Annotated in this window: 22 protein-coding genes; 9 read left to right on the forward strand and 13 right to left on the reverse strand. The window is 74.5% G+C overall.

All coding sequences use genetic code 11. From position 1 onward, the window contains the following. Positions 1-2: 2 nt before the first annotated feature. Positions 3-1,124 (reverse strand): HlyD family efflux transporter periplasmic adaptor subunit, encoded by a 1,122-nt coding sequence (locus EV684_RS09900; RefSeq protein ID WP_132646692.1) that lies wholly within the window; start codon positions 1,122-1,124, stop codon positions 3-5. A gap of 25 nt (positions 1,125-1,149) precedes the next feature. Further along, on the reverse strand, positions 1,150-2,601 hold the full coding sequence (locus tag EV684_RS09905) for an efflux transporter outer membrane subunit (RefSeq protein WP_132646694.1): 1,452 nt from the start codon (positions 2,599-2,601) through the stop codon (positions 1,150-1,152). A 99-nt stretch (positions 2,602-2,700) separates the two neighbouring features. Here EV684_RS09905 and EV684_RS09910 point away from each other — a divergent pair, with 99 nt between their 5' ends. Genes EV684_RS09910 through EV684_RS09920 form a run of 3 tightly spaced genes read left to right on the forward strand, consistent with a single transcriptional unit; the run spans position 2,701 to position 4,751 of the window. Continuing rightward, positions 2,701-3,360, forward strand: coding sequence for a TetR/AcrR family transcriptional regulator (locus tag EV684_RS09910; RefSeq protein ID WP_132646696.1), 660 nt, complete (start codon positions 2,701-2,703; stop codon positions 3,358-3,360). A gap of 6 nt (positions 3,361-3,366) precedes the next feature. Next, positions 3,367-3,831: a hypothetical protein gene (locus EV684_RS09915; protein WP_132646698.1), complete on the forward strand. Its 465-nt coding sequence runs from the start codon at positions 3,367-3,369 to the stop codon at positions 3,829-3,831. Between the two features lie 26 nt (positions 3,832-3,857). Continuing rightward, positions 3,858-4,751, forward strand: coding sequence for a DUF2145 domain-containing protein (locus EV684_RS09920; protein ID WP_243651133.1), 894 nt, complete (start codon positions 3,858-3,860; stop codon positions 4,749-4,751). 7 nt (positions 4,752-4,758) lie between these two features. On the opposite strand, the gene EV684_RS09925 is transcribed toward EV684_RS09920, so the two are convergent. From EV684_RS09925 to EV684_RS09945, 5 genes are all read right to left on the reverse strand, one after another. After that, positions 4,759-5,565 carry a sulfotransferase family 2 domain-containing protein gene (locus EV684_RS09925; protein ID WP_132646702.1) on the reverse strand — a complete coding sequence of 269 codons (807 nt, stop codon included), beginning with the start codon at positions 5,563-5,565 and terminating at the stop codon, positions 4,759-4,761. 217 nt (positions 5,566-5,782) lie between these two features. Then, positions 5,783-6,757: a hypothetical protein gene (locus EV684_RS09930; protein WP_132646704.1), complete on the reverse strand. Its 975-nt coding sequence runs from the start codon at positions 6,755-6,757 to the stop codon at positions 5,783-5,785. Between the two features lie 106 nt (positions 6,758-6,863). Next, positions 6,864-7,442, reverse strand: coding sequence for a hypothetical protein (locus EV684_RS09935; RefSeq protein ID WP_132646706.1), 579 nt, complete (start codon positions 7,440-7,442; stop codon positions 6,864-6,866). 101 nt (positions 7,443-7,543) lie between these two features. Continuing rightward, positions 7,544-8,842: an ATP-binding protein gene (locus EV684_RS09940; protein WP_132646708.1), complete on the reverse strand. Its 1,299-nt coding sequence runs from the start codon at positions 8,840-8,842 to the stop codon at positions 7,544-7,546. After that, positions 8,839-9,591 carry a response regulator gene (locus tag EV684_RS09945; RefSeq protein WP_132646710.1) on the reverse strand — a complete coding sequence of 251 codons (753 nt, stop codon included), beginning with the start codon at positions 9,589-9,591 and terminating at the stop codon, positions 8,839-8,841. The genes EV684_RS09940 and EV684_RS09945 overlap by 4 nt, the downstream gene beginning before the upstream one ends. Before the next feature lie 170 nt (positions 9,592-9,761). Between EV684_RS09945 and EV684_RS09950 the strand changes: the two genes are divergently transcribed. The 4 genes from EV684_RS09950 to EV684_RS09965 all read left to right on the forward strand — a co-directional run bounded on the left by EV684_RS09950 (position 9,762) and on the right by EV684_RS09965 (position 14,020). After that, the gene (locus EV684_RS09950; protein WP_132646712.1) at positions 9,762-10,460 is read left to right on the forward strand and encodes an ABC transporter ATP-binding protein; all 699 of its coding nucleotides are present in this window, start codon (positions 9,762-9,764) and stop codon (positions 10,458-10,460) included. A gap of 92 nt (positions 10,461-10,552) precedes the next feature. Further along, on the forward strand, positions 10,553-11,947 hold the full coding sequence (locus tag EV684_RS09955) for an ABC transporter permease (protein WP_242478633.1): 1,395 nt from the start codon (positions 10,553-10,555) through the stop codon (positions 11,945-11,947). After that, entirely contained in the window at positions 11,940-12,746 is an 807-nt protein-coding gene (locus EV684_RS09960) for an outer membrane lipoprotein-sorting protein (protein WP_132646716.1), read from the forward strand. The genes EV684_RS09955 and EV684_RS09960 overlap by 8 nt, the downstream gene beginning before the upstream one ends. Next, entirely contained in the window at positions 12,743-14,020 is a 1,278-nt protein-coding gene (locus EV684_RS09965) for a hypothetical protein (RefSeq protein ID WP_132646718.1), read from the forward strand. Before EV684_RS09960 ends, EV684_RS09965 begins: the two co-directional genes overlap by 4 nt. 34 nt (positions 14,021-14,054) lie before the next feature. Here EV684_RS09965 and phnX read toward each other — a convergent pair whose 3' ends face one another. From phnX to EV684_RS09995, 6 genes are read right to left on the reverse strand one after another with little or no spacing between them, the layout of a single operon-like run. Next, entirely contained in the window at positions 14,055-14,867 is an 813-nt protein-coding gene (phnX, locus tag EV684_RS09970) for a phosphonoacetaldehyde hydrolase (protein WP_132646720.1), read from the reverse strand. A gap of 15 nt (positions 14,868-14,882) precedes the next feature. After that, positions 14,883-16,100 (reverse strand): NAD(P)/FAD-dependent oxidoreductase, encoded by a 1,218-nt coding sequence (locus EV684_RS09975; RefSeq protein WP_165908451.1) that lies wholly within the window; start codon positions 16,098-16,100, stop codon positions 14,883-14,885. A gap of 1 nt (position 16,101) precedes the next feature. Next, positions 16,102-17,220 (reverse strand): 2-aminoethylphosphonate--pyruvate transaminase, encoded by a 1,119-nt coding sequence (locus EV684_RS09980; protein ID WP_132646724.1) that lies wholly within the window; start codon positions 17,218-17,220, stop codon positions 16,102-16,104. A 12-nt stretch (positions 17,221-17,232) separates the two neighbouring features. Continuing rightward, a complete protein-coding gene (locus EV684_RS09985) occupies positions 17,233-18,921 on the reverse strand; it encodes a putative 2-aminoethylphosphonate ABC transporter permease subunit (protein WP_132646726.1) in 1,689 nt (562 codons plus the stop codon). Beyond that, positions 18,918-19,979, reverse strand: coding sequence for a putative 2-aminoethylphosphonate ABC transporter ATP-binding protein (locus EV684_RS09990; RefSeq protein ID WP_132646728.1), 1,062 nt, complete (start codon positions 19,977-19,979; stop codon positions 18,918-18,920). The genes EV684_RS09985 and EV684_RS09990 overlap by 4 nt, the downstream gene beginning before the upstream one ends. 9 nt (positions 19,980-19,988) lie before the next feature. Continuing rightward, positions 19,989-21,014 (reverse strand): putative 2-aminoethylphosphonate ABC transporter substrate-binding protein, encoded by a 1,026-nt coding sequence (locus EV684_RS09995; RefSeq protein ID WP_132646730.1) that lies wholly within the window; start codon positions 21,012-21,014, stop codon positions 19,989-19,991. A gap of 169 nt (positions 21,015-21,183) precedes the next feature. On the opposite strand from EV684_RS09995, the gene EV684_RS10000 reads away from it, so the two are divergent. Together EV684_RS10000 and pbfA are read left to right on the forward strand one after the other, a co-directional pair. Further along, entirely contained in the window at positions 21,184-21,867 is a 684-nt protein-coding gene (locus EV684_RS10000) for an FCD domain-containing protein (protein WP_132646732.1), read from the forward strand. A 2-nt stretch (positions 21,868-21,869) separates the two neighbouring features. Then, entirely contained in the window at positions 21,870-23,222 is a 1,353-nt protein-coding gene (pbfA, locus tag EV684_RS10005; protein ID WP_132646734.1) for a (R)-1-hydroxy-2-aminoethylphosphonate ammonia-lyase, read from the forward strand. Position 23,223 lies beyond the last annotated feature (1 nt).

A 23,223-nucleotide genomic window follows, 5' to 3' on the forward strand; every position in this document is an offset into this window, starting at 1 on the left:
CGTCAGTTCGAACGCGTGTCGATCTCGGCCGTCATCGACAGGCCCACGCGCAGCGGGCTGGCCGCCAGCTCGGCCGCGTCGAGCTTCACGCGCACCGGCAGGCGCTGCACGACCTTGATCCAGTTGCCGGTGGCGTTCTGCGCCGGGATCGCCGAGAAGGCGGAGCCCGAGCCGCCGGAGAAACCTTCGACGACGCCGTGGTAGACGACGCTCTTGCCGTACAGGTCGGCGTGCAGCTCGACCGGCTGGCCCACACGCACCTTCTCCAGCTGCCGCTCCTTGAAGTTGGCGTCGACGTAGATCTGGCCCACCGGCACGACCGACATCAGCGGCACGCCGGCGGCCACGCGCTGGCCGGCCTGCACCGTGCGCTTGGCGACGACGCCGTCGATCGGGGCGCGGATCACGGTGCGCTCGAAGTCCACGCGCGCCTGCTCGGCGCGGGCACGTGCGGCCAGCACCTCGGGGTTGGTGTCGGTCGTCGTGCGCACGATCAGCGTCGCGTTGGCTTGCCTGGCGGCGACGGCGGCGGCGGTGCCGGCGCGGGCCTGGGTCGCCGCGGCCTGGGCGGCGTCGAGCGCGGCGCGCGCGGCGGCGAAGGCGTTCTGCGCGCGCGTCAGCTCGTCGCCCGACACCGAGCCCGAGCCGACCAGCGCCTCGCGGCGCTTCAGGTCGATGCCGGCGCGCTCGAAGTCGGCCCGGGCCGCGGCCAGCTGCGCCGCGGCGCGTTTCTCGTCGGCCGCGTGCGCGGCCACCTGCTCGGCCAGCGAGCGGTCGGTGGCCTGGTAGCCCTGCACGCGGCGCACGGTGCGGTCGAGCTCGGCTTCGGCGAAGGCCAGCGCCAGGCGCGCGTCGGTGGGGTCGATGACGACGAGCACGTCGCCCTTCTTCACCGCCTGCGTGTCGCTGACTTTGACCTCGGCGACGGTGCCGCCGACGGCCGGCGTGATCTGCGCCAGCTCGGCGGCGGTGTAGGCGTTGTCGGTGGCGACGAAGTGCTGGCCGTGCAGCAGCCAGTAGGCCGTGCTCACGCCGCCGAGGGCGACGACGGCCAGCGCCAGCGCGGCCAGGCGGGTGTTGCGGCGGCGGCGCGTGGCCGCGTCCAGGGTCGTGTCTTGGGTCATGGTCGGACTCTCGGGAATCAGGGGTTCAGCGGGACTGTTCGCGCCAGCCGCCGCCCAGGGCGCGCTGCAGCGCGACGTCCAGCGCCAGCGAGCCGGCGCGCAGGTCGGCCTGGGCGTTCAGGCTGGCGAGCATCGTGTCCTCGGCGGACAGCACCTCGAGGTAGGTGGCGAGGCCGCCGTCGTAGCGCTCGCGGGCGACGCGGTGCGCCTCGTCGGCCGCGGCCAGCGCCTCGTCGGCCTTGGCCAGGCGCGGTGCCAGCGCCTTCAGGCTCACGGCAGCGTCGGCGACGTCCTGCAGCGCATGGGTCACCGTGGCGTCGTAGCGCGCCACGGCCTCGGCATAAGCTGCCTGGGCGCCACGCAGCTGGCCGCGCAGGCGCCCGCCGGTGAAGATCGGCAGCGACACCGCCGGCCCGATCGAGCCCATCGTCGAGCCGGTGCGCGTCAGGTTGTCCAGGCCCAGCGACTGCAGGCCGACCATCGCGCTGAGGTTGACGTTCGGATAAAAGGCCGCGGTGGCGACGTCGATGCGCCGGGCCTGGGCCTCGGCCTGCAGCCGCGCGGCGACGACGTCCGGGCGCCGGCCCAGCAGTTCGGCGCCGAGTTCGGCCGGCAGGCCGAAACCGTGGTCGAGATCGAGCGCCGGCGGCGTGATCGCCAGGCCGCGGTCGGGCCCGGCGCCCAGCAGCGCCGCGAGGCGGTTGCGCTGCAGCGCGATGCGTTCGTCGATCGCCAGCAGCGCGCCTTCGGCGGCGGCCCGGCCGGCGTCGGCCAGGCGCACGTTGCCGCGGGTCTCCAGGCCGTTGCGGTAGCGCTCGGCCACCAGCTCGGCGCTGCGCGTGCGCACCTGCACCGAGCGCGCGGCGGTGTCGCGGTTGGCGTAGAGGCGGCCGAGTTCGGCGTACTGCGCCGCCACCGCCGAGGACAGCAGCAGCCGCGCCTGGGCGTACTCGGCGCGTGCGGCCTCGGCCTCCGAGGTCGCGGCGGCCAGCGCGGCGCGGTTGGCGCCCCAGAAGTCCAGCTCCCAGCCGACCTTCAGCGTGGCGACGCCGACGTCGTCCCAGCCGTCCGGCAGGATCGACGCCGGCGTCACGTGGTTCTTGCTGAAGCGGTCCTGGGTCGCGCTCGCGGAGACGCCGACCTGCGGCTTCAGCGCCGACGAGGCCACCTGGGAGAACGAGGCGGCGCGCTGCAGCCGCGCGGCGGCCGCCGCGAGGTCGGGCGAACCGGCCAGGGCCTCGTCGACCAGAGCGTCGAGCTGGGCATCGCCGTAGGCCTGCCACCAGCGCGACTCGGGCCAGGCGGCGGCCGGCGCGCGCAACGATTCCTGAGCGGCATAAGCGCCCGGCGGCCGCGGGCCGGGTGTCACGACCGGGTCGGGCAGCTGCGCACAACCGGCGAGTGCGGCAGCCGCCAAGCCGACGGCGGCCAGGGGCCGCCAACCGGGGCGGGGCGATGCGGGAGAAGTGTGGAACATCGCGGGCCTTAACTGAACTGGTCGGTACAGTTTAGCTTTGAGATCGACCCCGGCGCAAGCTAAACTGAACCAACTAGTTCACTTGACTTCCCCTTCCGGATGCGTACCAAGAGCGAAGCCCGCCGCCAGGCGATCGTCGACGCCGCCACGGCGGTGTTCCAGGAGACCGGCTTCGAGCGCGCCTCGATGGCCCAGATCTGCGAGCGCATGGGCTGCTCCAAGGCGACGCTGTACAGCTACTTCGTGTCGAAGGAGGAACTGTTCGTCGAGGTCGTGCTGGCCTCGACGCTGGCCGAGTTCGAGGCCCTGCTCGCTTCGCTGGACACCTCGTACCAGGACGTCGCGCGTTCGCTCGACGGCCTGGGCCGCGGGCTGCTGGCACTGCTGTACTCGCCGCAGGTGCGCGCCGGACGCCGGCTGATCGTCGCCGACGCCGGCCGCGCCGAACTCGGCCGCCGCCTGTACGACCTCGGCCCGGCCCGCGGCGAGGCGGCGATCGCCGCCTACCTGGCCGGCGCGATGGAGCGAGGCCTGCTGCGCCAGGCCGAACCGCGTGTCGCGGCCAACCACCTGAAGGGTCTGCTCGAAGCCGAGTGGATCGACCGTTTCCTGTTCCACGTCGTCGACGAGGTCGACGACGCGAGCCTGGCGGACACCGCGCGCCGTGCGGTGGAGGCCTTCCTGCGCGCCTACGCGCCCGAGACGGCGAGACCGGCGCCGAAAGCGGATACGCTTGGCGCGTCCGACCCGAACCCCTAGACCACGATGCCCCGTTCCCTGCTCCGCCCCGCCCTGCTCTGCGCCGCGCTGATCGCCGCGGCCTCGGTGCCCGCCCGCGCCGACAGCCTCGTGTCCTCGGCCTCGGGCGCCGGTTCGGCCTCGTCGGCCAGCGTGTCCGACTCGTTCGAGGCGTCGAGCGACGGCTCCAGCAAGACCCGTGATGCCGTCGCCGGCGACTACCGCGTCGTCGACGTCGCCGACGCCGCCGGCCGCCCCGGCACGCTGCGCGTGACGCTGCAGCCGCTGGCCGACGCCGCCGCCGCGCCCTTCGTGCTCTACCTGCCGCGCCAGGCGGTGGCCGGCGCACCGCTGGCCGCCGGCGAGCGCGTGCAGGCGCGCGAGCGCGACTACGGCTACGAGTTCCGTCGCGGCGAGGCCGCCGAGACCTTCTTCCTCGCCCTGCACGACGACCGGCAGCGCGAGCTGGCGCCGCGCGCCGTCACCCTCTGAAGCCGCTCGCCGCGGCCGCGGCGCTGGTGCTGGCCACGCTGGCCGCGCCGGCGCAGGCCGGCCTGCCCGGCCTGTGCGACCGGCCGCCGACGCTCGGCGCGCTGCAGCAGGCGCGGCTGCTGCAGTTCTCCGAGCTGATCCGGCGCGAGCTGGCGAAGGCGGACACCGGCACCGCGCTCGTCGCGCGCTCGGGCACCGACCTCGGCCGCTTCGGCATCCGCTATTCGCACGCCGCGCTGGCGCTGCGCGACAACCCGCTCGCTCCCTGGGCGGTGCGCCAGCTCTATTACGCCTGCGACGAGGCGCGGCCGCGGCTCTTCGACCAGGGCCTGGCCGGTTTCGTCTCCGGCACCGACGACGCCGAACGCGGCTTCGTCTCGGTGCTGCTGCTGCCGCCCGAGGACGGCCGCGCCGTGCAGGCCGCGGCGCTGGACAACCCGCGCGCGCTGCGCCTGCTGGGCGCGACCTACAGCGCCAACGCCTACGCCTGGGCGACGCGCTACCAGAACTGCAACCAGTGGGTGGCCGAGCTGCTGGCTGACGCCTGGCAGCCGCTGGCTGACGCTTGGCAGCCGCTGGACGGCAGCAGCACGCCGCGCGATCAGGCCCAGGCCTGGCTGCGCGCGCAGGGCTACGTGCCGACGCCGGTGGCGGTGGGCTCGCACGCGCTGGTCTTCGCCGCCCAGCTCGTGCCTTACGTGCACACCGGCGACCACCCGCTGGCCGACCTGCAGGCGCTGACGATGCGCGTCAGCCTGCCGGCGTCGATCGAGGCCTTCGTGCAGCGCCGGCTGCCGGGCGCGCAGCGGCTGGAGTTCTGCCACGCCGGCGGCCGCGCCGTGCTGCGCCGCGGCGGCGGGCCGTTGGACGCGGCCTGCGAGGCCGGGCCGGGCGACGAGGTCGTTGCGCTGGACGACTGACGGCGCCTCAGCGCCCCGCCATCTCGACGCAGCCGAAGGGCACCTCGAAGGAGAAGGCCTCGATCTCCTGGCGGTAGAGCCGGCGCACGATCTCCACGCACTCCTCGTCGTAATAGGCGGCGACGGGCTTGGCCTTGTTGCGGACGCCGGTCTTGGCGGCGATGGTGCCGATCGAGACCTCGAAGCCGAGGCGGGCACTGAGGGCCGCCAGATCCTCGTCGATGGTCTCGAAGCGGCCGATGAAGTCGGCCGCGATGACGTCGTCGATGGTGTAGATCGGCCAGTTCGACACCGTCATCGGGCGAACCTTCTCCGGGTCGGGGCGGTCCGGATCCTGCTGCCGCAGCAGGAACTCGCGGAAGCCGACGGTGGGCAAGGTCTTCCTGCAGCACCACTCGTAGTGCGACACGGCGTGGCTCCAGGGGTTGCGCACGAAGGTGAACTTGAATGCCCGGGCCCACAGCTCGGGGTCGAAGCGGCGCACGATCTCCGCCGGGGTGTGGGCCTCGGCGACGAAGCCGTGGCGGCTGCGGAAGTGATGCTTGATCTGGTTGTTGACGAAGCTGCAGCGCGGCGCGAAACGGCCGTGGCGTACGACATTCTTCAGCGTCGACGTGGTGCAGCGCAGCGGACTGCGCAGTGCGACTCCGAGCGCGAACGCGTTGTAGGGAATGCGGTGCCGGCAGGCGTCGGTCCAGCCGCCGATCATGATGTCGTCGGGCCGCATGTCGCGCGCCAGGGACAGCGACACGGAAGTCCCTGCGGTCTTGGGCGTGTGCAGAAAGATGAAGTTCCTGCCGCGGCTGATGAACATGCTCTGAAGGCCCCGCAAACACAGGCAGCCGGAGAGGCTCCGGCGGGCGACAACCGTGGAGCTCACGGCGCGATCGACCGCCCGGACAGGGTCCGGGGGCCGGCGCACGCAGTCTGGAATGCCACTGTTGCCGGGAGCTTGCGTCAATGTGTCGGTGCCGCCGCTCGCGTGACGGTCCGGCCGCCGGGCAGCGCTGAAGGCCCCCGGCGCCAACGGCTCAAGGGCAGGCCGCAGGGCGTCGGCTGAGCACCGCGCCGCACACGTAGCCCCGCGAGGCCATCGCCCACGGTGCCAGCGTTGCCGCGGTGACGCGCCGCCCGCCGGCCAGCTGCCCGGCGACCCACGCCGCCCGCGCACGTTCGGCCGTGGCCAGCGAGTCCCACCAGACGCGCAGCGTCTCCAGCGGCGCCGGCTGCAGCCACAGGTCCCAGCACGCCTCGTCGGGGCCCAGGCGCCGGAGACCGTCGTGCACCGCCTCGGCGAACCAGCGCAGCCGCACCTGCTGGGCCTGCAAGGGCGACGCGGGCAGGAAGGCCTTGACCAGCGCGTTACGGCCCGCCGCGCTGCACGAGCGCAGCGTGAACAGGCGCTGCACCTGCTGCTCGGCCAGGCGCAGCGAACGCGCCGGCAGCGGCGCCACCAGCGGCAGCAGCGGCGCCTCGGCCGGGCGCGTCGCATGGCAGGGGCCGAGCATCAGCACCGCCAGCCGCAGCCACTGCGCCGGCGTCAGCTCGCCGGCCGGGCGCTCGCCGCGTGCGGCGGCCAGCACCTCGGCGAAAGCGAGCGCACCCTTGGCGCGATTGGCGCGCACGCTCATCACGGCGAGGTTGCCGCTGGCGTAGGCGCCCTCGTTGTTGAGCCGGTCCACCGAGGCGTCGCTGTCGGCGCGCAGGCCGTGCGACAGCGGCTCGCGTGTCACCGGACAGTGCTCGAGGTCGAGCTCGCGCAGCAGCGCCGGCGTCACGTCGGCGGCCACGGCGCGGCCGCGCTGCCAGGCCCCCAGGCGCAGCTGCAGCCACTTGCGCTCGAAGCGGTCGGCGGCACGGCGCCGCAGGCCCCGCGCGGCGGCTTCGGCAAAACCTTCCTGGACGGGTTGCGGCCACTCGGGCCGCGCGGGCTGCAGGCTGCAGCACCAGAGGTCGTGGCCGAGCTGGCGCCCGGCCTCGACGGCGTCAAAATCGTCTGGAGTCATCGAACCCCCTGGCACGGCCCGGCCGCCGGCGATGACACGCCGGCGGCCGGGCCGCGAACACGAGAACCGGCGCGACACGGCGCGCCGGGCGACGGACGGGGCCGGGTCAGGTTCGAGGGGGACGTTCGGAGAGCTCGGGCACGGCGTCGCACCAGCGCGCCGCTTCGGCGGCCGGCCAGCGGACCTGGGCCACCGCCGGGCGCGGCAGCTGCCACCGCGGCGCCAGGGCCAGCGGCATCGCGGCGCTGCCGGCCGTGGCCTGCGCCGAGGCGTCGGCCAGCGAGCCGGCCGCGCCGTCGAGCGCGACGACCGAGTCGTCGTGCGGGTCGTGGCGGTGGCGCTCGAAGACACCGTGCGCGTGCCGGTGCGCCGGCGCGCCGGCGGCATGCAGGTGCGCGAGGCCATGTTCGTGCAGCCGGGCGTGGGCCTCGGCTTCGCCGGGCGCGGCGTCCTGCGGCAGCAGGCGCTCGTGCCAGCGCTGGCGCAGGTCTTCGACCTGCTGCAGCAGCGCGGCGGTGGCGTCGAGCAGGTCGCCCCGTTCGGCGGCGCCGGCGTGGCGGTGCGCCGGGCCCAGCAGCTGCACGAGCACCGCCGACTGCCCGTAGGCCAGCAAGGCCAGCACGAGCAGGCACAGCAGCGGCCGTCGCACGGCCGCCAGCGGCGGGAAGACGGGGTGGCGATTCATGCGCAGTCCGCGGGCCGTCGCACGCTAGCGCCGCCCGATGTCGGCGCCATGACAGCGCAGGCCCCGGCCCCGGATGCGGGGGCCGCGGCCGGCGTCGCCGGTCAGACGCGCGGCAGCCGCACGCGCGCCATCAGCCCGCCGCCGTCGCGCGGCTCGAGCGCGAGCTCGCCGCCGTGGGCGCGCGCGAGGTTGCGCGCGATCGCCAGCCCGAGGCCGGAGCCGCCGTCGTCGCCACGCGCCGCCGCCCCGCGCACGAAGGGCTCGAACATGCGCTCCAGATCGCCGCCGGCCACCCCGGGGCCACGATCGAGCACGCGGATCTCCACGCCGTCGGCGCGCTCGGCGAGCTCGATCTCGGCGCTGCCCGCGTAACGCAGCGCGTTGTCGACGAGGTTCTGCAGCAGCCGCTGCAGGGCGCGCGGCGCGGCGACGAGCGTGACCGCGCCGGCACCGGCGTAGCGGCAGTCCTGGCCGAGGTCGCGCGCCTGCTCGGCGATGTTGTCCAGCAGCGCGTCCAGGTCGACGGCCACCCGCGTTTCCTGCAGCCGCTCGCTGCGGGCATAGGCCAGGCCTTGCTCGACGAGGGCGTCCATGAGGTCCAGGTCGTGCTCCAGGCGGCGGCGCAGTTCGGCGTCCTCCAGCGCCGCGCTGCGCAGCTTCATGCGTGTCAGCGGCGCCTTCAGGTCGTGGGTCACCGCGGCCAGCAGGCTGCTGCGCGCGCGCAACTGGCGCCGCACTTCGCGCTGCAGCGCGTTGAGCGTCTGTGTCAGCGTGCGCACCTCCTCGGGGCCCTGCTCGGGCAGCGGCTCGCGCTCGAGGTCGGCGGTCATCGCGCGCGCCGCCGCCGCGGCGTCGCGCAGCGGGCGCGTGAGCTGCGACACCAGCCGCCAGGCCGCCGCGCCGACCAGCAGCGCAACCGCCGCCAGCCAGGCCAGCAGCTCGGCGCCGCTCGGGCGTGTCGTCGGCAACTCGTCGCGGAACACCATCATCAGGTCCTGCCCGCCGTCGAGCGCGACACGCAGCGCCGGACGGCCGTCATGGCGCGTGGCTGCGGGCCGCGGCAGGCCGGCCTGCGCCGCCGCCCGCACGAGATCGCCGAGGTCGGAATCGTGCACCGGTGCCGCCGGCTCGCCCGAGGCGAGCAGGCGCCAGCCGTAGGCGGCACGCTCGCGTCCCTGCAGCGCCGCCGCACGCGCCGCCGCCGGCAGCACGGCGAGCCGGGCACGCTCGTGCCGCAGTTCCTCGACGATCAGCCCGTTGGCCAGCACCCGCGCCTGCCAGCCGCGCCAGGCCCCGAGCGACAGCAGGCTCAGCGCCTGCAGCGCGACGATCGTGCCCAGCACCGCGAGCAGCAGCCGCGCGTGCAGGCTGCCCGGCCAGCGCGACGCGGAGCCCGTCACGCCGGCACCCGGCGCCGCGGATCGGCGGACCAGCGCACCTCGCGCGCGAGCACGTAGCCTTCGTGGCGCACGGTCTTCACGTAGCCCGGCTCGCGCGCGTCGTCGCCCAGGCGCTTGCGCAGGCGCGAGACACGCAGGTCGATCGAACGGTCGAAGACCTCGGCGTCGCGGCCGGCGAGCTGCACCAGCAGCTGATCGCGCGTGACGACCTGCTGCGCGTGGTCGAGCAGGAAGGCGAGCAGGCCGAACTCGGCGCCGTTGAGCGGGGTGACCGTGCCGCCGGCGTGCACCAGGCTGCGTTCGGCCAGGTCCAGCGTCCAGTCGCCGAAGTGGGCATAACGCAGGCGCTGCGCAGCCTGGCCCGGCGGCAGCATGCGCGCGCGGCGCAGCACCGCGCGGATGCGCGCCAGCAGCTCGCGCGGCGTGAACGGCTTGGGCACGTAGTCGTCGGCGCCCATCTCCAGGCCGATGACGCGGTCGACGTCGTCGGCCAGCGCGGTGAGCATGATCACCGGCACCGCCGCGTGCGGGCCGCGGCGCAGCGCCTGCAGCAGCGCCACGCCGTCGGTGCCCGGCAGCATCACGTCGAGCACGACCAGGTCCACCGGCGACTGCGCCAGCACGGCCCAGAACTCGCGGTCCTGGGCGGCGGTGCTGACCCGCAGGCCCTGGCGCTCCAGCTGCTGGGCCAGCAGGCGGCGGATCTCGGGGTCGTCGTCGACGACGAGGATGTGGTCGGGAGGGCTCACGGAGAGCCAGTGTAGGCAGCGCGCACCGGCGCTTTGTATCCCAGCTTGTCCGCCGGCCGCCCTGACGCAGTACGACACCCGGCGGCGGGCCGCACGACACCTTCGCGCGGCCGGGCGCGGCTGCAATCGGTCCCGGCCCGCCGGTGGCGGCGGGCGACGAAAGGACCGCCATGCAAGGACCCGATCCCCTGTGCCCGGCCGCCGGCCGCGTGCGCCTGCGCGGCGTGCGCCGGGTGTACCGCCAGGGACGCGCGCCGGTGGCCGCCGTCGACGGCGTCGACCTGGACATCGCGCCCGGCCGCTTCACGGTGCTCGCCGGCCCGTCGGGCAGCGGCAAGAGCACGCTGCTGCAGCTGATCGGCGGGCTGGACCGGCCCGACGAAGGCGAGGTGTCGCTCGACGGCACCCGGCTGGACACCCTGGACGACGACACGCTGACGCGGCTGCGCGGCGAACACATCGGCTTCGTCTTCCAGTCCTTCAACCTGATCCCGGTGATGAGCGCGCTCGAGAACGTCGAGCTGCCGCTGCTGCAGGCCGGCCCGAGCAGCACGGGCAGCCGCGAGCGCGCGCGTTCGATGCTCGAGGCGGTGGGGCTGCAGGGCCTGCAACGGCGCCGGCCCGGTGAACTGTCCGGCGGCCAGCAGCAGCGGGTGGCCGTCGCGCGTGCGCTGGTGCACCGCCCGCGCCTGGTGCTGGCCGACGAGCCCACCGCCAACCTGGACCGCGCGAGCGGGCAGGCACTCATCGCGCTGATGCGCACGCTGCAGCGCGGCACCGGCGTCACCTTCGTCTTCTCGTCGCACGACCCGTCGCTGCTGGACGAGGCCGACGTGCGCGTGCAGCTGCTCGATGGGAGGCTGGCATGAGCCCGCAGGACTTGTCCGGGGCTCATTCCCGCTCGGCGGGACCGGCCGCCAGGCCGAAGGGTGTCCCAGTCACCCCCCGCGAGACGTCCGCCTTGCTGCGCCTGGCGTGGCGCAACCTGCTGCGCAACCGGCGCCGCAGTGCGCTGACGCTGGCCATCGTCGCGGTGGCCGCCGCGTCCAGCACGCTGCTCGGCGGCTACCTGGCGGCCACCGTGCGCACGCTGGAGACCGACACCGTGCGCCAGGTGGGCCACCTGCAGATCGTGCGGCGCGGCGCGCTGGACTTCGGCCGCGGGCAGGCCGCGCGCTACGCGCTGCACGGTGGCGACGCGGTGCTCGCCGCGCTGCGCGCCGACCCGGTGCTCGCGCCGCGACTGGCCGTGGCGACGGCGATGCTGCAGGCCGGCGGCGTCGCCGGGCGCTTCGAGGCCGGGGCCTCGACGACCTTCTTCGGCCAGGGCTGGGAGCCGCAGGCGCGGGCCCGCATGCTGGGCTGGGACGGACACGCGCTGGGCATCGCCGCGCTGGCCTCGCCGCTGGACAGCGGCCGGCCGCAGGCCGGCGTCATCGGCGCCGGGCTGGCGCAGCAGCTCGGGCTGTGCGCCGAGCTCCGTGTCGACGGCTGCAAGCCGATGCCCGAGGCGGCGCCGGCCGCGCCGCCGGCCTCCGCGGCCGCCTGGTCCGAGGACCTGGACCGGCTCGGCGAACAGGCCGCGGCAGCACGCGCACCCGCCCGCGGCGGCGCCGAGATCGAGCTGCTGGCCTCCGGTGCCGGTGGCGCGCCGAACGTCGTGCGCCTGCAGCTGCTGGCGGCGCAGCGCCTGGGCCAGCGCGAAGCCGACGCCAGCCACGTCGCGATGCCGCTGCCGCTGGCGCAGCGTCTGGTCTTCGGGCCGGACTCGCAGGCGGTGTCGGCCCTGGTGCTGCAGCTGCGGCACAGCGCCGACCTGCCGCTCGTGCACGCGCACCTGGCACGCTGGCTGGCGCTGAACCGTCCCGATCTGGAACTGCTGGACTTCGAGACGGTGCAGCCGGCGTTCCGCCAGGTGGTGATGATGTTCAGCACGCTGTTTCGTTTCGTCGTCGTGCTGATGGTGGTGCTGACGCTGTTCTCGGTCGGCAACACGCTGAACATGGCGGTGAGCGAGCGCACGCGCGAGATCGGCACGCTGCGCGCGATCGGCTGGCTGCGCCGCCGCGTGCAGCGCCTGTTCCTCGTGGAAGGCGCCCTGATCGGCCTGCTGGGCGCGGCGCTCGGCGTGGTCGGCGCGGCGCTGCTGGCCGCCGGGCTGGTCAACACCGGAAGGTTCCAGTGGACACCGCCGAGCCGCGGCACGCCGGTGCCGATCGCCGTCGACCTGATCAGCGACCCGCGCCTGATCCCCGGCGTGCTGCTGCTGTTCACGCTGGTCGCCTGCCTGTGCTCGTGGTGGCCGGCGCGCCGCGCCGCAGCCCAGCCCATCGTGGAGGCGCTGCGCCATGTCTGAGAACCGCCTCTTGCCGCCGACACGCCGGCGTCTGCTCGCCGGCCTCGTGTCGGGCGCCCTGGCGACCCTGGGCGGCGCCCGCGCCGAGCCCGACCCGGCGCTCTGGCTGCACGACAGCGACCGCATCCGCAACCCGCCCGGCAGCTTCTCGGTCAGGCTGCAGCTCACCGAGTTCCGCCAGCGCCAGCCGGTAGCGGCCAGCACGCTGGTGGTCTACGCCCGCCCGGCCGACGACGGCGGCGAATACCGCAACCTGGTGCGTTTCGTCGCCCCGGCGCGCGACCACGGCAAGCTGATGCTGCGCAACGGCCAGGACCTGTGGTTCTACGACCCGGCCAGCCGCGCCAGCGTGCGCCTGTCGCCGCAGCAGCGGCTGCTGGGACAGGCCTCCAACGGCGACGTCATGACCACCCAGCTGGCCCGCGACTACGACGCGCGCTGGGCCGGCGACGAACGTATCCGCGACGGCGACGGGCGCGAGGTCGCGGCGCACCGGCTGGCGCTCGCCGCGCGCCGGGCCGGGATCGCCTACCCCGGCGTCGACTACTGGCTGGCCGTCGACGACCACCGCCCGCTGATGGCGCGCTACCGCAGCGCCGAAGGGCGGCTGCTCAAGAGCGCGTGGTTCCGGCGCTGGCAGCCGGTGCTGGGCGAGGTCCGCCCGACCGAGACCGTGATCGTCGACGGCCTGGACCCCGGCTGGGTGACGGTGATGCAGCTGTCCGAGCACACGCTGCGCGAGGTGCCCGTGGCCTGGCTGCAGCGCGACTTTCTGCCGCGCTGGAAGGACGAGCCGTGACGCCGCCGGCAGCTTTCGCGGCCTGCGTCCTGCTCGCCTGCGCCGCGGCCGCGGCGCAAGCGCAGGAGCCCGACCCGGCGGCCTTTCGCGTCGAGGCCAGTCCCGAGGCGCCGCCGCCCTGGGGGCTGGGATGGCAGACGACGCTGGAGCTGCGCGACTCCCGCCAGCCGCAGACCTGGGCCGACGCCGCGGCCCTGGAACAGGTGCTGGATCTGCGGCACGAGTGGCAGCCGGCACGCGGGCTGCGGCTGGCGCTGTCGGCACGCGCCGAAACACGCGTCATGCCCGCCGGACGCACCGGGACCGGCGGCGCGCTGCGCGAGGCCTACGCGAGCGCCGAGCCGGCTGCCGGCTGGTTCGTCGACGCCGGCCGCGTCAACCTGCGCCAGGGCGTGGCGCAGGGCTGGAACCCGTCGGACTGGCTGCGCGCCGGCGGCCTGGGCGCCGCCTGGCAGAACCCGGCGGCCGCACGCGAGAACCGCCTGGGCGCGGTGATGCTGCGGCTGCAGCGCAGCGCCGCCTGGGGCAGCGCCGAACTCGCCTGGCTGCCGGACCTGGCGGCGGGCGCCGACACCGGCCTCGCCGACTGGGGCCTGAACCTGGAGCGCGGCAACGACCGGCAGGCCCTGTTCGTGCGCGTCGCGCCCGCCCTCGGCGAGACGCTGACGCTGGACCTCGGCGCGCTGGCGCGAGCCGGCGAACACCCGGCATGGAGCGCCAACCTGACGGCGCTGCTGTCGCCGCGCTGGCTGGCGCTGCTGGAGCTGCAGTGGCAGACGCTCGCCGGCCTCGCCGCGCCCGACCGTTCGGCCCGCGCGGCACGGCCACGCCCGCGGCTGGCGGCCGGGGCCAACGTGACGCTGGACAGCGGCGCGGTGCTCGGGCTGGAGTGGCACCACGCCGCCGACGCCCTGGACCGCGGCGACTGGGCCGCCTGGCGCAGCGCGGCCTCGGTGTCGGCCGAGGGCCGCCAGGCGCTGGGCGCGCTGCGCGCCGGCCGCGCCGCCCGGCTGGACCCGCTGGTGCGCGACGCGTTCTACCTGCGCCTGCAATGGAACGACCCGTGGCACGACGGCCGCCACGACCTGGCCGGCCACCTGCGCTGGAACCCCGCCGACGACAGCCGCTGGCTGCAGCTCGAGGCGGCCTGGCATGCCCGCCCGGACTGGTCGCTGCGTCTCGTGCTCGCCGGCAGCCGCGGACGGCCCTACAGCGAGTTCGGCGCCCGCGCCGTGCGCGGCGTGGCCGCCTTGACGAGCGACTGGCGCTTCTGAGTCCCGCCGCCGGCCGCGCGGCGGGGCCGGCCGCTCAGGGCCGCTCGCCGGCGGCCAGTCGGCGCCCGATGTCCTCGACCACCGCTGGCAGCGCGGCGATCGTGTCGACGACGTAGTGCGGCCGCGCCGGCGCGAACTCGGCGGCGACGCGGCGGCGCGCCAGCTCACGATCGGCTTCGCTGGCGGCGAGGTACTCGTCCAGCGTCCAGCCGCAGGGGCTGCCCGACAGCGCCAGGCCGACGGTCCACATGCCGGCGTTGCGGCCTTCGAGCAGGCCCGGCAGCGTGTCGTCGACCTTCACGCAGTGCGCGACGGCGCCCAGGCCCAGTTCGAGCACGTTGGCCAGCGCCATCCACGGGCCCGGGCGCGCGCCGGCGCGCAGGTCGTCGGCGCAGACGGTGCAGTCGGGCCCGTAGCCCTGGGCCGCCGCCACCTCGGTCAGGCGCTGCATCACGGCGCGCGGGTAGCCGGTCGTCGAGCCGATCTTCAGGCCGCGCGCGCGCAGCGCCTGCACCGCGTCCAGCGCGCCGGGGATCAACTCGCCGTGCTGGCCGACACGTTCGACCTGAAGCGGGATAAAGGTCTGGTACAGGTGCTCGACGTCCTCGCGCCGCATCGCCAGGCCGAAACGCGAATGCCAGCGTGCGGCGATCTCGGGGTCGCGGCCCAGGGCCTCGATGTGCTGCCACTTGCCCAGGCCCATCGGCCGGCGCGCTTCGGCCAGGGTGATGTCGAAGTCGTAGGCCGCCTTGAAGGCGTCGACGAAGATCTGGGTCGGCGCGAACGAGCCGAAGTCGACGACGGTGCCGGCCCAGTCGAGGATCACGGCTTCTGCGTTGTGCTGCATGGTGGTGGTGGGCGTTCAGCCGGAAGTCTTGCGCGAGCGCGCGGCGCCGCAGGCGGCGAGGAAGTCGGGGGCGTGCGGGTCGAAGTCGCCCAGACGGCCGGGCGCGGCCGGTGCCGGGTCGACAAAAGGCGCGACACCCCGCACCAGTTCACCGACCAGCCGCCCCACCCCGCCCGACAGCGCGATGCCCGAACCGTTGCAGCCGGCGGCGACGAACAGCCCGCGCAGGCCGGGTGCGGCGCCGACGACCAACTGGCCATCGGGCGTGTAGGCGCTGGGCCCGCTGACGGCGTGCGCGATGCCCAGTGTCGGCAGCGCCGGCAGGTGGCGGCCCAGGTCCTCGGCGGCGGCGGCCAGCGTCTGCCAACCGTCGGCGTCCTCGGGCTCGAAGGCGAAGCCGCCCAGGTCGGGCGGCAGGCGGCGCGCGTCGACGACCGCCGGCCGCGGCTCGCGCACGCCGAACAGCAGGCCGCCGAGCTCGGGCCGGGCGTAGGCGCGAATCGCCGGCATCAGCACGATCGCGCCGTCACGCGGGAAACACGGCGCCGGCGTGCTGATCCAGTACTGGCTGCGCACCGGCGCCAGCGGCAGCGGCAGGCCGGCCGGGGCGCTCAGCAGGTTGGCCCAGGCGCCGGTGGCGAGCACGACCGTGTCCGCGGCGACGACGCCCTCGGCGGTCTCGACGCCGCGCACCGCGCCGTCGGCGACGACCAGGCGCCGCACCTCGGTGGTCTCGACCTGCACGCCGTGGCGCACGGCAACACGCAGGTAGGCGCTGGCCAGCAGATGCGGGTCCAGCCAGCCGTCGTCGGGGAAAAACAGCGCGTGTTCGAAAGCGCGCGGGTCAAGCCAGGGCGCGAGCGCCAGCGCCGCCTCGTGCGACAGCCACCGCGAGCCGACGCCGTTGGCGGCGCCGATCGCCGCGCGCGCTTCGAGCAGCGGCCGCCACGCGGCCGGCGCGACGTGCAGTGCGCCCGAAGCGTGCCAGCCCAGCGCCTCGCCCTCGGCCTGCAGCGTGGCGATCGCGGCCAGCGTCTGGCGCGCCAGCACGATCTGTCCCGGGTCGTCGCGCACCGCGGTGACCAGCGCCGCGGCGCGCGCGGTGGCGCCGGCGGCCGGCTGCAGCCGTTCGAGCACCCGCACGCGCGGCCCCCAGCCGTGGCGCGCCAGCTCGCAGGCCACCGCAGCACCGAAGACGCCGGCGCCGACGACGAGCACGTCGCGTCCGGCCATCTCAGCGCTGCGCCGGGATGCCCATCGTGCGCAGCGTGCGCGCCACCGCGTCGACGACGCCGTCGACATCGGCCGGCGCCAGCGCGCCGATGCAGCCGACGCGGAAGGTCTCGACCCGCGTCAGCTTGCCCGGGTAGAGGATGTAGCCGCGTTCGCGCACGCCGCGATAGAAGGTGTCGAAGTCCCAGGCCGGGTGGCGCGGTGCGTGGAAGGTGACGATCACCGGCGACTGCACTTCGGGCCGCAGGAAAGGCTGCAGGCCCAGCGCGCCCAGGCCCTCGACCAGGCGCCGGCCGTTGGCGGCGTAACGCGCGCCGCGGGCGGCGACGCCGCCTTCTTCGTCGAACTGGCGCAGCGCCTCGGCCAGCGCGGCGACGACGTGCGTCGGCGGCGTGAAGCGCCACTGCGTCGTGCGCTGCAGATAGCGCCACTGGTCGTGCAGGTCCAGCGCCAGCGAATGGCAGCGGCCGGCGCTGGCCTCCAGCGCGGTGCGACTGGCGATGACGAAGCCCATGCCGGGCACGCCTTCCAGTCCCTTGCCCGAGGCCGCGACGAGGGCGTCGAAGGGCGTCGTGCGCGCGTCGATGGCCACCGCGGCGTAGGAACTCATCGCGTCGACGATCAGCGCCCGGCCGCGTGCGGCGACGACACGCGCGATGTCCTCGAGCGGGTTCAGGATGCCGGTGCCGGTTTCGCAGTGCACGACGGCGACGTGGCTGAGGCCGGGGTCGGCGTCGAGCGCGGCGGCGATCGCCGCCGGCGACATCGGCTGGTCCTCGGGAACCGTCAGCTCGACCGCGGCGCGGCCGATCGTCGCCAGGATGCGCAGGATGCGCGCGCAGTAGGCGCCGTGGTTGGGCACCAGCACCCGGCCGTCGCGCGGCACCAGCGTGCCCAGCGCGGCCTCGACGGCGAAGGTGCCGCTGCCCTGCATCGGCACCGCGACGTGGGTCTCGCCGGCGTGCACGATGTCGACGAGCTGGCGGCAGACCTCGGCGGTGATGCGGTTGAAGGCTTCGTCCCAGGAGCCGCGGTCGTGCAGCATCGCCTGCTTGGTGCGCAGCGAGGTGCTCAGCGGGCCGGGGGTCAGCAGCAGCGGGTCACGGTCGATCAGGGGCATGGTCGTGGCGGGTCAGCGGGGGGCGAGGCGCCAGGCCTGGCGGCTCCTCAGCAGTCGTTCGGCGATCGCGTGCAGCAGGCTGTAGGCGGCCGTGGTCGCGACCACCAGCGCAGCCATCGCCGCGGCCGGGCCCAGGTCGCCGGCTTCGTCGAGGTTGAGGATCGAGACCGAGGCCGGCAGCGTCTCGGGCGAGTACAGGAAGACCAGCGCCGAGACGGTGGTCATCGCGTTGATGAACAGGTAGCGCGCGATCTCCATCACCGCCGGCCCGCACACCGGCAGCGTCACGCGCCAGAAGGTGCGCCAGCGTGCGACCTTCAGCGACGCCGACACGGCCTCGAACTCGCGGTCCAGGCTCTTCAGCGCCGTCAGCGCCGTCAGGTGGCAGGCGCTGTAGTAGTGCACCACCGTCACCGCCACCAGCAGCGGAAAGCCGCGGTACAGCCCGCCCAGCGGGTTGCCGGGGTGGTTGAAGAACAGGATGCAGCCGATGCCCAGCACCAGCCCGGGCACGCCCATCGGCAGCGAGGCCAGGGCCTGCACCGCCGCCGCCAGGCGGCCGTCGCGCAGCCCGGTCTTCTCGATCAGCCAGGCGGTGCCGAAGACGAAGGGTGTGCCCACCAGCGCGGTGGCCAGCGCCAGCCGCAGGCTGTTGAACCAGGCGTCGCCGACGCCGGCCTCGGCCAGGCCCCAGGTGTAGTGGCGCAGCGTCGGCGCCAGGTTGTAAGGCCAGAAGGTGATGAACGAGGTCGCCAGCGCCATGCCCAGCACCGCCAGCAGCGCCGCCGCGACGACGGCGACGAAGGCCAGCAGCAGCCCGTCGCGCAGCGGCTCGGGCCGGGCGACGTAGGGCACGGCACGCGCCGTCAGGCTGGCCTGCTGGCGGCGCTGCACCAGGCGGTCGACACCGAAGGCCAGCAGCACCGGCGTCAGCAGCAGGAGCGCGACGACGGCGCCGCGGCCGAAGTTGTGCAGGCCCACGGCCTGCACGTAGATCTCGACCGCCAGCACCGGGAAGTTGCCGCCGACGACTTTCGGGATGCCGAACTCGCTGACCGAGTAGGCGAAGACGACCAGCGCCGCGCTGACCAGGCCGTAGCGCGCCGCCGGCAGCGTGACGGTGACGAAGCGCCGCCAGCGCGAGGCCCGCAGCGCGTCGGCGGCTTCGTACAGCCGCGCGTCGGCATGGGCCAGCGCGACGACGAGGATCATCAGCGCGTGCGGAAACGCGGCGAACACCGTCGCCAGCACGATGCCCGGCGCGCCGTAGATCGACGCGTCTCCCATCCAGCTCTTGGCCAGCCCCTGGTTGCCGAACCACTGGATGACGCCGACCGCGCCGATGAGCGACGGCCCCAGCAGCGGCGACAGCCCGAAAACGCGCCACAGCGGCTTGCCCGGCAGCGTGCTGCGCTGCAAGGCGTAGGCGTAGACGAAGGCCAGCGGCACGGTGATCGCCGTCACCAGCGCGGCGACCCACAGCGTGTTCCAGGCCGCCGTGGCGACGCCCGGCGTCGCCGCGAACTCGCGAACCCGCGCCAGGCTCCACTGCCCGGCGTCGTCGACCAGGCTCTGGCCCAGCAGCGCCGCCAGCGGCGCCAGCAGGAACAGCGCCAGCAGCGCCGCCGCGCCCAGCAGCAGCAGGCGCGGGCCGGTCTCGGCCGGCGCGACACGCGGCCAGGGCACGGCGACGGTACTCACACGCCCTCCGGCATCGGCAGCAGGTGCTCGGGCGGGATCGCGACCCGCAGCGTCGCGCCTTCGGCGAGCGCGCGCCCGCCTAGGTAGTTGGCCGAAAACTGCGCCACCAGCGGCGCCGCGCCCGGCGGCTCCAGCGTCACCAGCGACACCGGGCCCAGGAACTCGCAGCGCCGCACACGCGCCCAGAAGGCGTTCTCGCCGCCGTCCAGCGTGTCCAGCAGGCGCACGTCTTCGGGCCGCACGCTGAAGCGGTAGCGCCGGCCGGGCTCCAGCGGCGCGCCGCTCTTCAGCGCCGCGCCGGCGAAGGCGACACGGCCGCTCTCGTCGGCCGCAGCTTCGACGAGGTTGCTGCGGCCGATGAACTCGGCGACGAAGGCGTTGCGCGGCTGGCGGTAGATCTCCTCGGGCGTGCCGACCTGCTGCAGCCGCCCGGCGCGCATGACGACGACACGGTCGGCCATCGCCAGCGCTTCCTCCTGGTCGTGCGTGACCATCAGCGTCGTCACGCCCAGGCGCTGCTGCAGCGCGCGGATCTCGCCGCGCAGGCGCACGCGTTCGATCGCGTCCAGCGCCGACAGCGGCTCATCGAGCAGCAGCAGGTCGGGTTTGGTCGCCAGCGCGCGCGCCAGCGCCACGCGCTGCTGCTGGCCGCCCGACAACTGCGCCGGGTACTTGTGCTCGATGCCCGGCAGGCCGACCAACTGCAGCATCTCGGCCACGCGTGTTCGCAGCGCCTCGCGCGCCGCGCGCCGGCCGTCCAGCCCGTAGGCGACGTTGCGGCCGACGTCCAGGTTGGGGAACAGCGCGTAGGACTGGAAGACGATGCCGTAGTCGCGCCGTGCCGGCGGCAGCACCGAGATGTCGCGACCGGCGTGCACGATGCGCCCGGCGTCCTGACGCTCCAGCCCGGCGATCGTGCGCAGCAGCGTCGTCTTGCCGCAGCCCGACGGGCCCAGCAGCACGACAAACTCGCCGCGCCCGACCGCCAGGTCCACGCCATCGAGCGCGACGAAGCGCCCGAAACGTTTGCCCAGGCCCGAGACCTCCAGGTGCGCCATCGGCCGCGCTTACTTCTTCGGCTCGGACTTGGCGCCGTAACGCTTCTGCCATTCGGTCAGCACCGCGTCGCGGTTCTTGGCCATCCAGCCGAAGTCGTTCTTCACCAGGCGCTGCTCGTAGTCGGTCGGCACGTACTTCAGCCGCGTCGCGATGCCCGGGATCGCGGTGATCGCGAAGTTCTTCGCGTACAGCTCGTTGGCTTCGCGCGTGCTCGCCCAGTCGGCCAGCTTCTTGGCCGCCTCGAGCTTGGGCGTGCCCTTGACGATGGCGATCGCCTCCAGGTCCCAGCCCAGGCCTTCCTTGGGGAAGACGACGTCGATCGGCGCGCCCTTGCTGCGCACGGCGTTGGCGCGGTACTCGAAGGAGATGCCGACCGGGAACTCGCCGTTGCCGGCCAGCACGCAGGGCTTGGAGCCGGAATGGGTGTAGACCGCGACGTTCTCGTGCAATCGGTCCATGTACTGCCAGCCGCCCTGCTCGCCGAAGAGCTGCAGCCAGGCGGTGACGTCGAGGAAGCCGGTGCCCGAGGAGTTCGGGTTGGGCATCACGATCTTGCCCTTGAACTCGGGCTTGAGCAGGTCCTTCCAGCTCTCGATGCGCGGCAGGCCCTGCTTCTGCGCCTCGACGACGTTGTAGCAGATGGCCGCGCCCCAGACGTCCATGCCGACCCAGGCCGGTGCCGCGCCGGGGGCGCGGAAACGCGTCTGGATCTCCTTGAGGTTGACCGGCGCGTAAGGCTGCAGCATGCCTTGGCGGTCGAAGACGACCATGCTCGACGCGGCCACGCCCATGATGACGTCGGCCACCGGCTTGTCCTTCTCGGCCAGCAGCTTGGCGGTGACGATGCCGGTGGAGTCGCGTGTCCACTTCAGCTCGATGTCCGGGTAGACCTTGTTGAAGCCTTCCTGGTAGGCCTTGAGCTGGTCGGTCTCCAGCGCGGTGTAGACGTTGAGCGTGGTCTTCTCGGCAAACGCCGGGAAGGCGGCGGCCAGCGCCAGCGTGGCCAGGACGGGAACGAGAGCGAAACGCGTCATCGGGTTGACTCCGGGAAGTGGGACAACGGGAACCGGCCGCGAACGGCGATGGGCGGCACCTTAGGCAGGCTCGATGTCTATTTGTTGACAATCTGCAGTCGACAGTCGGCAGTTGACGATCCGCCGGCGGCGTCTTTACGATCCGCGCCCGTCGCCCCCCGCCGCGCCCATGAGCACCTCCACCGTCACCCGCGAAGCCGCCCTGGCGCTGATGCAGAGCACCTCGCTCGCGCGGCTGGCCGCCGAGTCGGTGGAAGCGCTGATCCTGGCCGGCGAGCTGGGCCCCGGCGCGCGCCTGAACGAAGCCGCGCTGGCGCAGCGCCTGGGCGTGTCGCGCGGGCCGCTGCGCGAGGCGCTGCGCCTGCTCGAGGAAGGCGGCCTGGTGCGCCAGGAGAAGAACCGCGGCGCCTTCGTGCGCGAGATCCCGCTGGCCGAGGCCGCCGAGCTCTACGAGCTGCGCGCCGGCCTGGACGCCACCGCCGGCCGGCTGCTGGCCACACGCATCACGCCCGAGCAGCTGGCCGAGCTGCGGGCGCTGACCGCGGCAATGAGCGCCGTCGGCGAGCACGAGGTCGACCGCTTCCACGAGCTGAACCTCGGTTTCCACGACCGCCTCGTCGTGCTCGCCGGCAACACGGCGCTGCTGGAGACCTACCGCCGCACGACGCGGCTGCTGGCGCTGTTCCGCCGCCGCAACCTGCTGGCGCCGCGGGCGATCCCGCGCTTCGCCGAGGAGCACGCGGCCATCGTCGAGCGCCTGGCCGCCGGTGACGCCGCAGGCGCCGCCGAGGCGCTGTTCGCCCATGCCGACGGTGGCCGGCGCCGCATGCTGGCCGACGGCGAGCTCGGCTGACGATGAACCCCGCGCCCGACGCCTCCGAAGGCGACCTCAACCTCGGCCGGGCGCGCCAGGACTGGCAGGCCCGGCACCTGGACGAACCGACGCGCGCGCTGCTCGCCGAAGACGCCCGCTGGTTCTTCCACCAGGCGCTGTCCACGCCCTGCCTGAACGCGCTGGAGTCCGCTGGCGGCGGCTGGCTCACCGACACCGCCGGGCGGCGGATCCTGGACCTGCACGGCAACAGCCTGCACCAGGTCGGCCACGGCCACCCGCGTGTCGTCGCGGCGATCAACGAGACGCTGGCGACGCTGCCCTTCAGCCCGCGGCGCTACACCAACCGCCCGGCCGTCGAGCTCGCGCGCCGGCTCTGCGGCCTGGCGCCGATCCCGGACGCCAAGCTGCTGCTGGCGCCCGGCGGCACGGCGGCGATCGGCATCGCGCTGAAGCTGGCGCGCGTCGTCACCGGGCGCTTCAAGACGATCTCGATGTGGGACGCCTTCCACGGCGCCTCGCTGGACGCGATCTCGATCGGCGGCGAAGCGGCGTTCCGCCGCGGCATCGGCCCGCTGCTGCCGGGCAGCGAGCACGTGCCGCCGCACGACCCGCAGGCCTGCGCCTTCGGCTGCGGCGGGACGTGCGCGCTGCGCTGCGCCGACTACGTCGAGTACGTGCTGCGCAAGGAAGGCGACGTCGCCGCGGTCGTCGTCGAGACCGTGCGCTGCACCGACGTGCAGGTGCCGCCGCCCGACTACTACCGCCGCCTGCGTGCCGCCTGCGACCGCCACGGCGCGCTGCTGATCCTCGACGAGATCCCGATCGCGCTGGGCCGCACCGGGCGTTTGTTCGCCGTCGAGCACTACGGCATCGAGCCCGACATGCTGGTGCTGGGCAAGGGCCTGGGCGGCGGCTCGATGCCGCTGGCGGCGCTGGTCGCGCGCGGCCGCTTCGACGTCGCCCAGGCGATCTCGCTGGGCCACTACACGCACGAGAAGAACCCGGTGGCCAGCGCCGCGGCGCTGGCGACGCTGGACGTCATCGCCGACGAAGGCCTGGTCGAGCGCAGCCGCGACCTGGGCGCGGCGCTGCTGGCGCGGCTGCGCGCGCAGTGCGCCGGCCTGCCCTGGGTCGCCGAGGTGCGCGGCCTGGGCCTGCTGCTGGGCATCGAGCTGCGCGACGGCGGCGGCCTGGCGGCCGAAGCGCGCGCCGAGGCGCTGCTCTACCGCTGCCTGTCGGCCGGCCTGTCGTTCAAGCTCGGCCAGGGCCGCGTGCTGGTGCTGGCGCCGCCGCTGAACCTGCCGCAGGCCGAGCTGGACTGGGCGCTGGACCAGTTGCTGGCCGCGCTGCGCCTGGCCGACCCGCGCGCCTGAC

This window comes from Rubrivivax gelatinosus (assembly GCF_004340905.1).
Lineage (GTDB): Bacteria > Pseudomonadota > Gammaproteobacteria > Burkholderiales > Burkholderiaceae_C > Rubrivivax > Rubrivivax gelatinosus.

Excerpts from the sequence above, each read along its gene's own strand:
- EV684_RS09900 (WP_132646692.1), bottom strand. The coding sequence starts at position 1,124 with ATGACCCAAGACACGACCCTGGACGCGGCCACGCGCCGCCGCCGCAAC.
- EV684_RS09905 (WP_132646694.1), bottom strand. The coding sequence starts at position 2,601 with ATGTTCCACACTTCTCCCGCATCGCCCCGCCCCGGTTGGCGGCCCCTG.
- EV684_RS09910 (WP_132646696.1), top strand. The coding sequence starts at position 2,701 with ATGCGTACCAAGAGCGAAGCCCGCCGCCAGGCGATCGTCGACGCCGCC.
- EV684_RS09915 (WP_132646698.1), top strand. The coding sequence starts at position 3,367 with ATGCCCCGTTCCCTGCTCCGCCCCGCCCTGCTCTGCGCCGCGCTGATC.
- EV684_RS09925 (WP_132646702.1), bottom strand. The coding sequence starts at position 5,565 with ATGTTCATCAGCCGCGGCAGGAACTTCATCTTTCTGCACACGCCCAAG.
- EV684_RS09930 (WP_132646704.1), bottom strand. The coding sequence starts at position 6,757 with ATGACTCCAGACGATTTTGACGCCGTCGAGGCCGGGCGCCAGCTCGGC.
- EV684_RS09935 (WP_132646706.1), bottom strand. The coding sequence starts at position 7,442 with ATGAATCGCCACCCCGTCTTCCCGCCGCTGGCGGCCGTGCGACGGCCG.
- EV684_RS09950 (WP_132646712.1), top strand. The coding sequence starts at position 9,762 with ATGCAAGGACCCGATCCCCTGTGCCCGGCCGCCGGCCGCGTGCGCCTG.
- EV684_RS09960 (WP_132646716.1), top strand. The coding sequence starts at position 11,940 with ATGTCTGAGAACCGCCTCTTGCCGCCGACACGCCGGCGTCTGCTCGCC.
- phnX (WP_132646720.1), bottom strand. The coding sequence starts at position 14,867 with ATGCAGCACAACGCAGAAGCCGTGATCCTCGACTGGGCCGGCACCGTC.
- EV684_RS09975 (WP_165908451.1), bottom strand. The coding sequence starts at position 16,100 with ATGGCCGGACGCGACGTGCTCGTCGTCGGCGCCGGCGTCTTCGGTGCT.
- EV684_RS09980 (WP_132646724.1), bottom strand. The coding sequence starts at position 17,220 with ATGCCCCTGATCGACCGTGACCCGCTGCTGCTGACCCCCGGCCCGCTG.
- EV684_RS09990 (WP_132646728.1), bottom strand. The coding sequence starts at position 19,979 with ATGGCGCACCTGGAGGTCTCGGGCCTGGGCAAACGTTTCGGGCGCTTC.
- EV684_RS09995 (WP_132646730.1), bottom strand. The coding sequence starts at position 21,014 with ATGACGCGTTTCGCTCTCGTTCCCGTCCTGGCCACGCTGGCGCTGGCC.
- EV684_RS10000 (WP_132646732.1), top strand. The coding sequence starts at position 21,184 with ATGAGCACCTCCACCGTCACCCGCGAAGCCGCCCTGGCGCTGATGCAG.
- pbfA (WP_132646734.1), top strand. The coding sequence starts at position 21,870 with ATGAACCCCGCGCCCGACGCCTCCGAAGGCGACCTCAACCTCGGCCGG.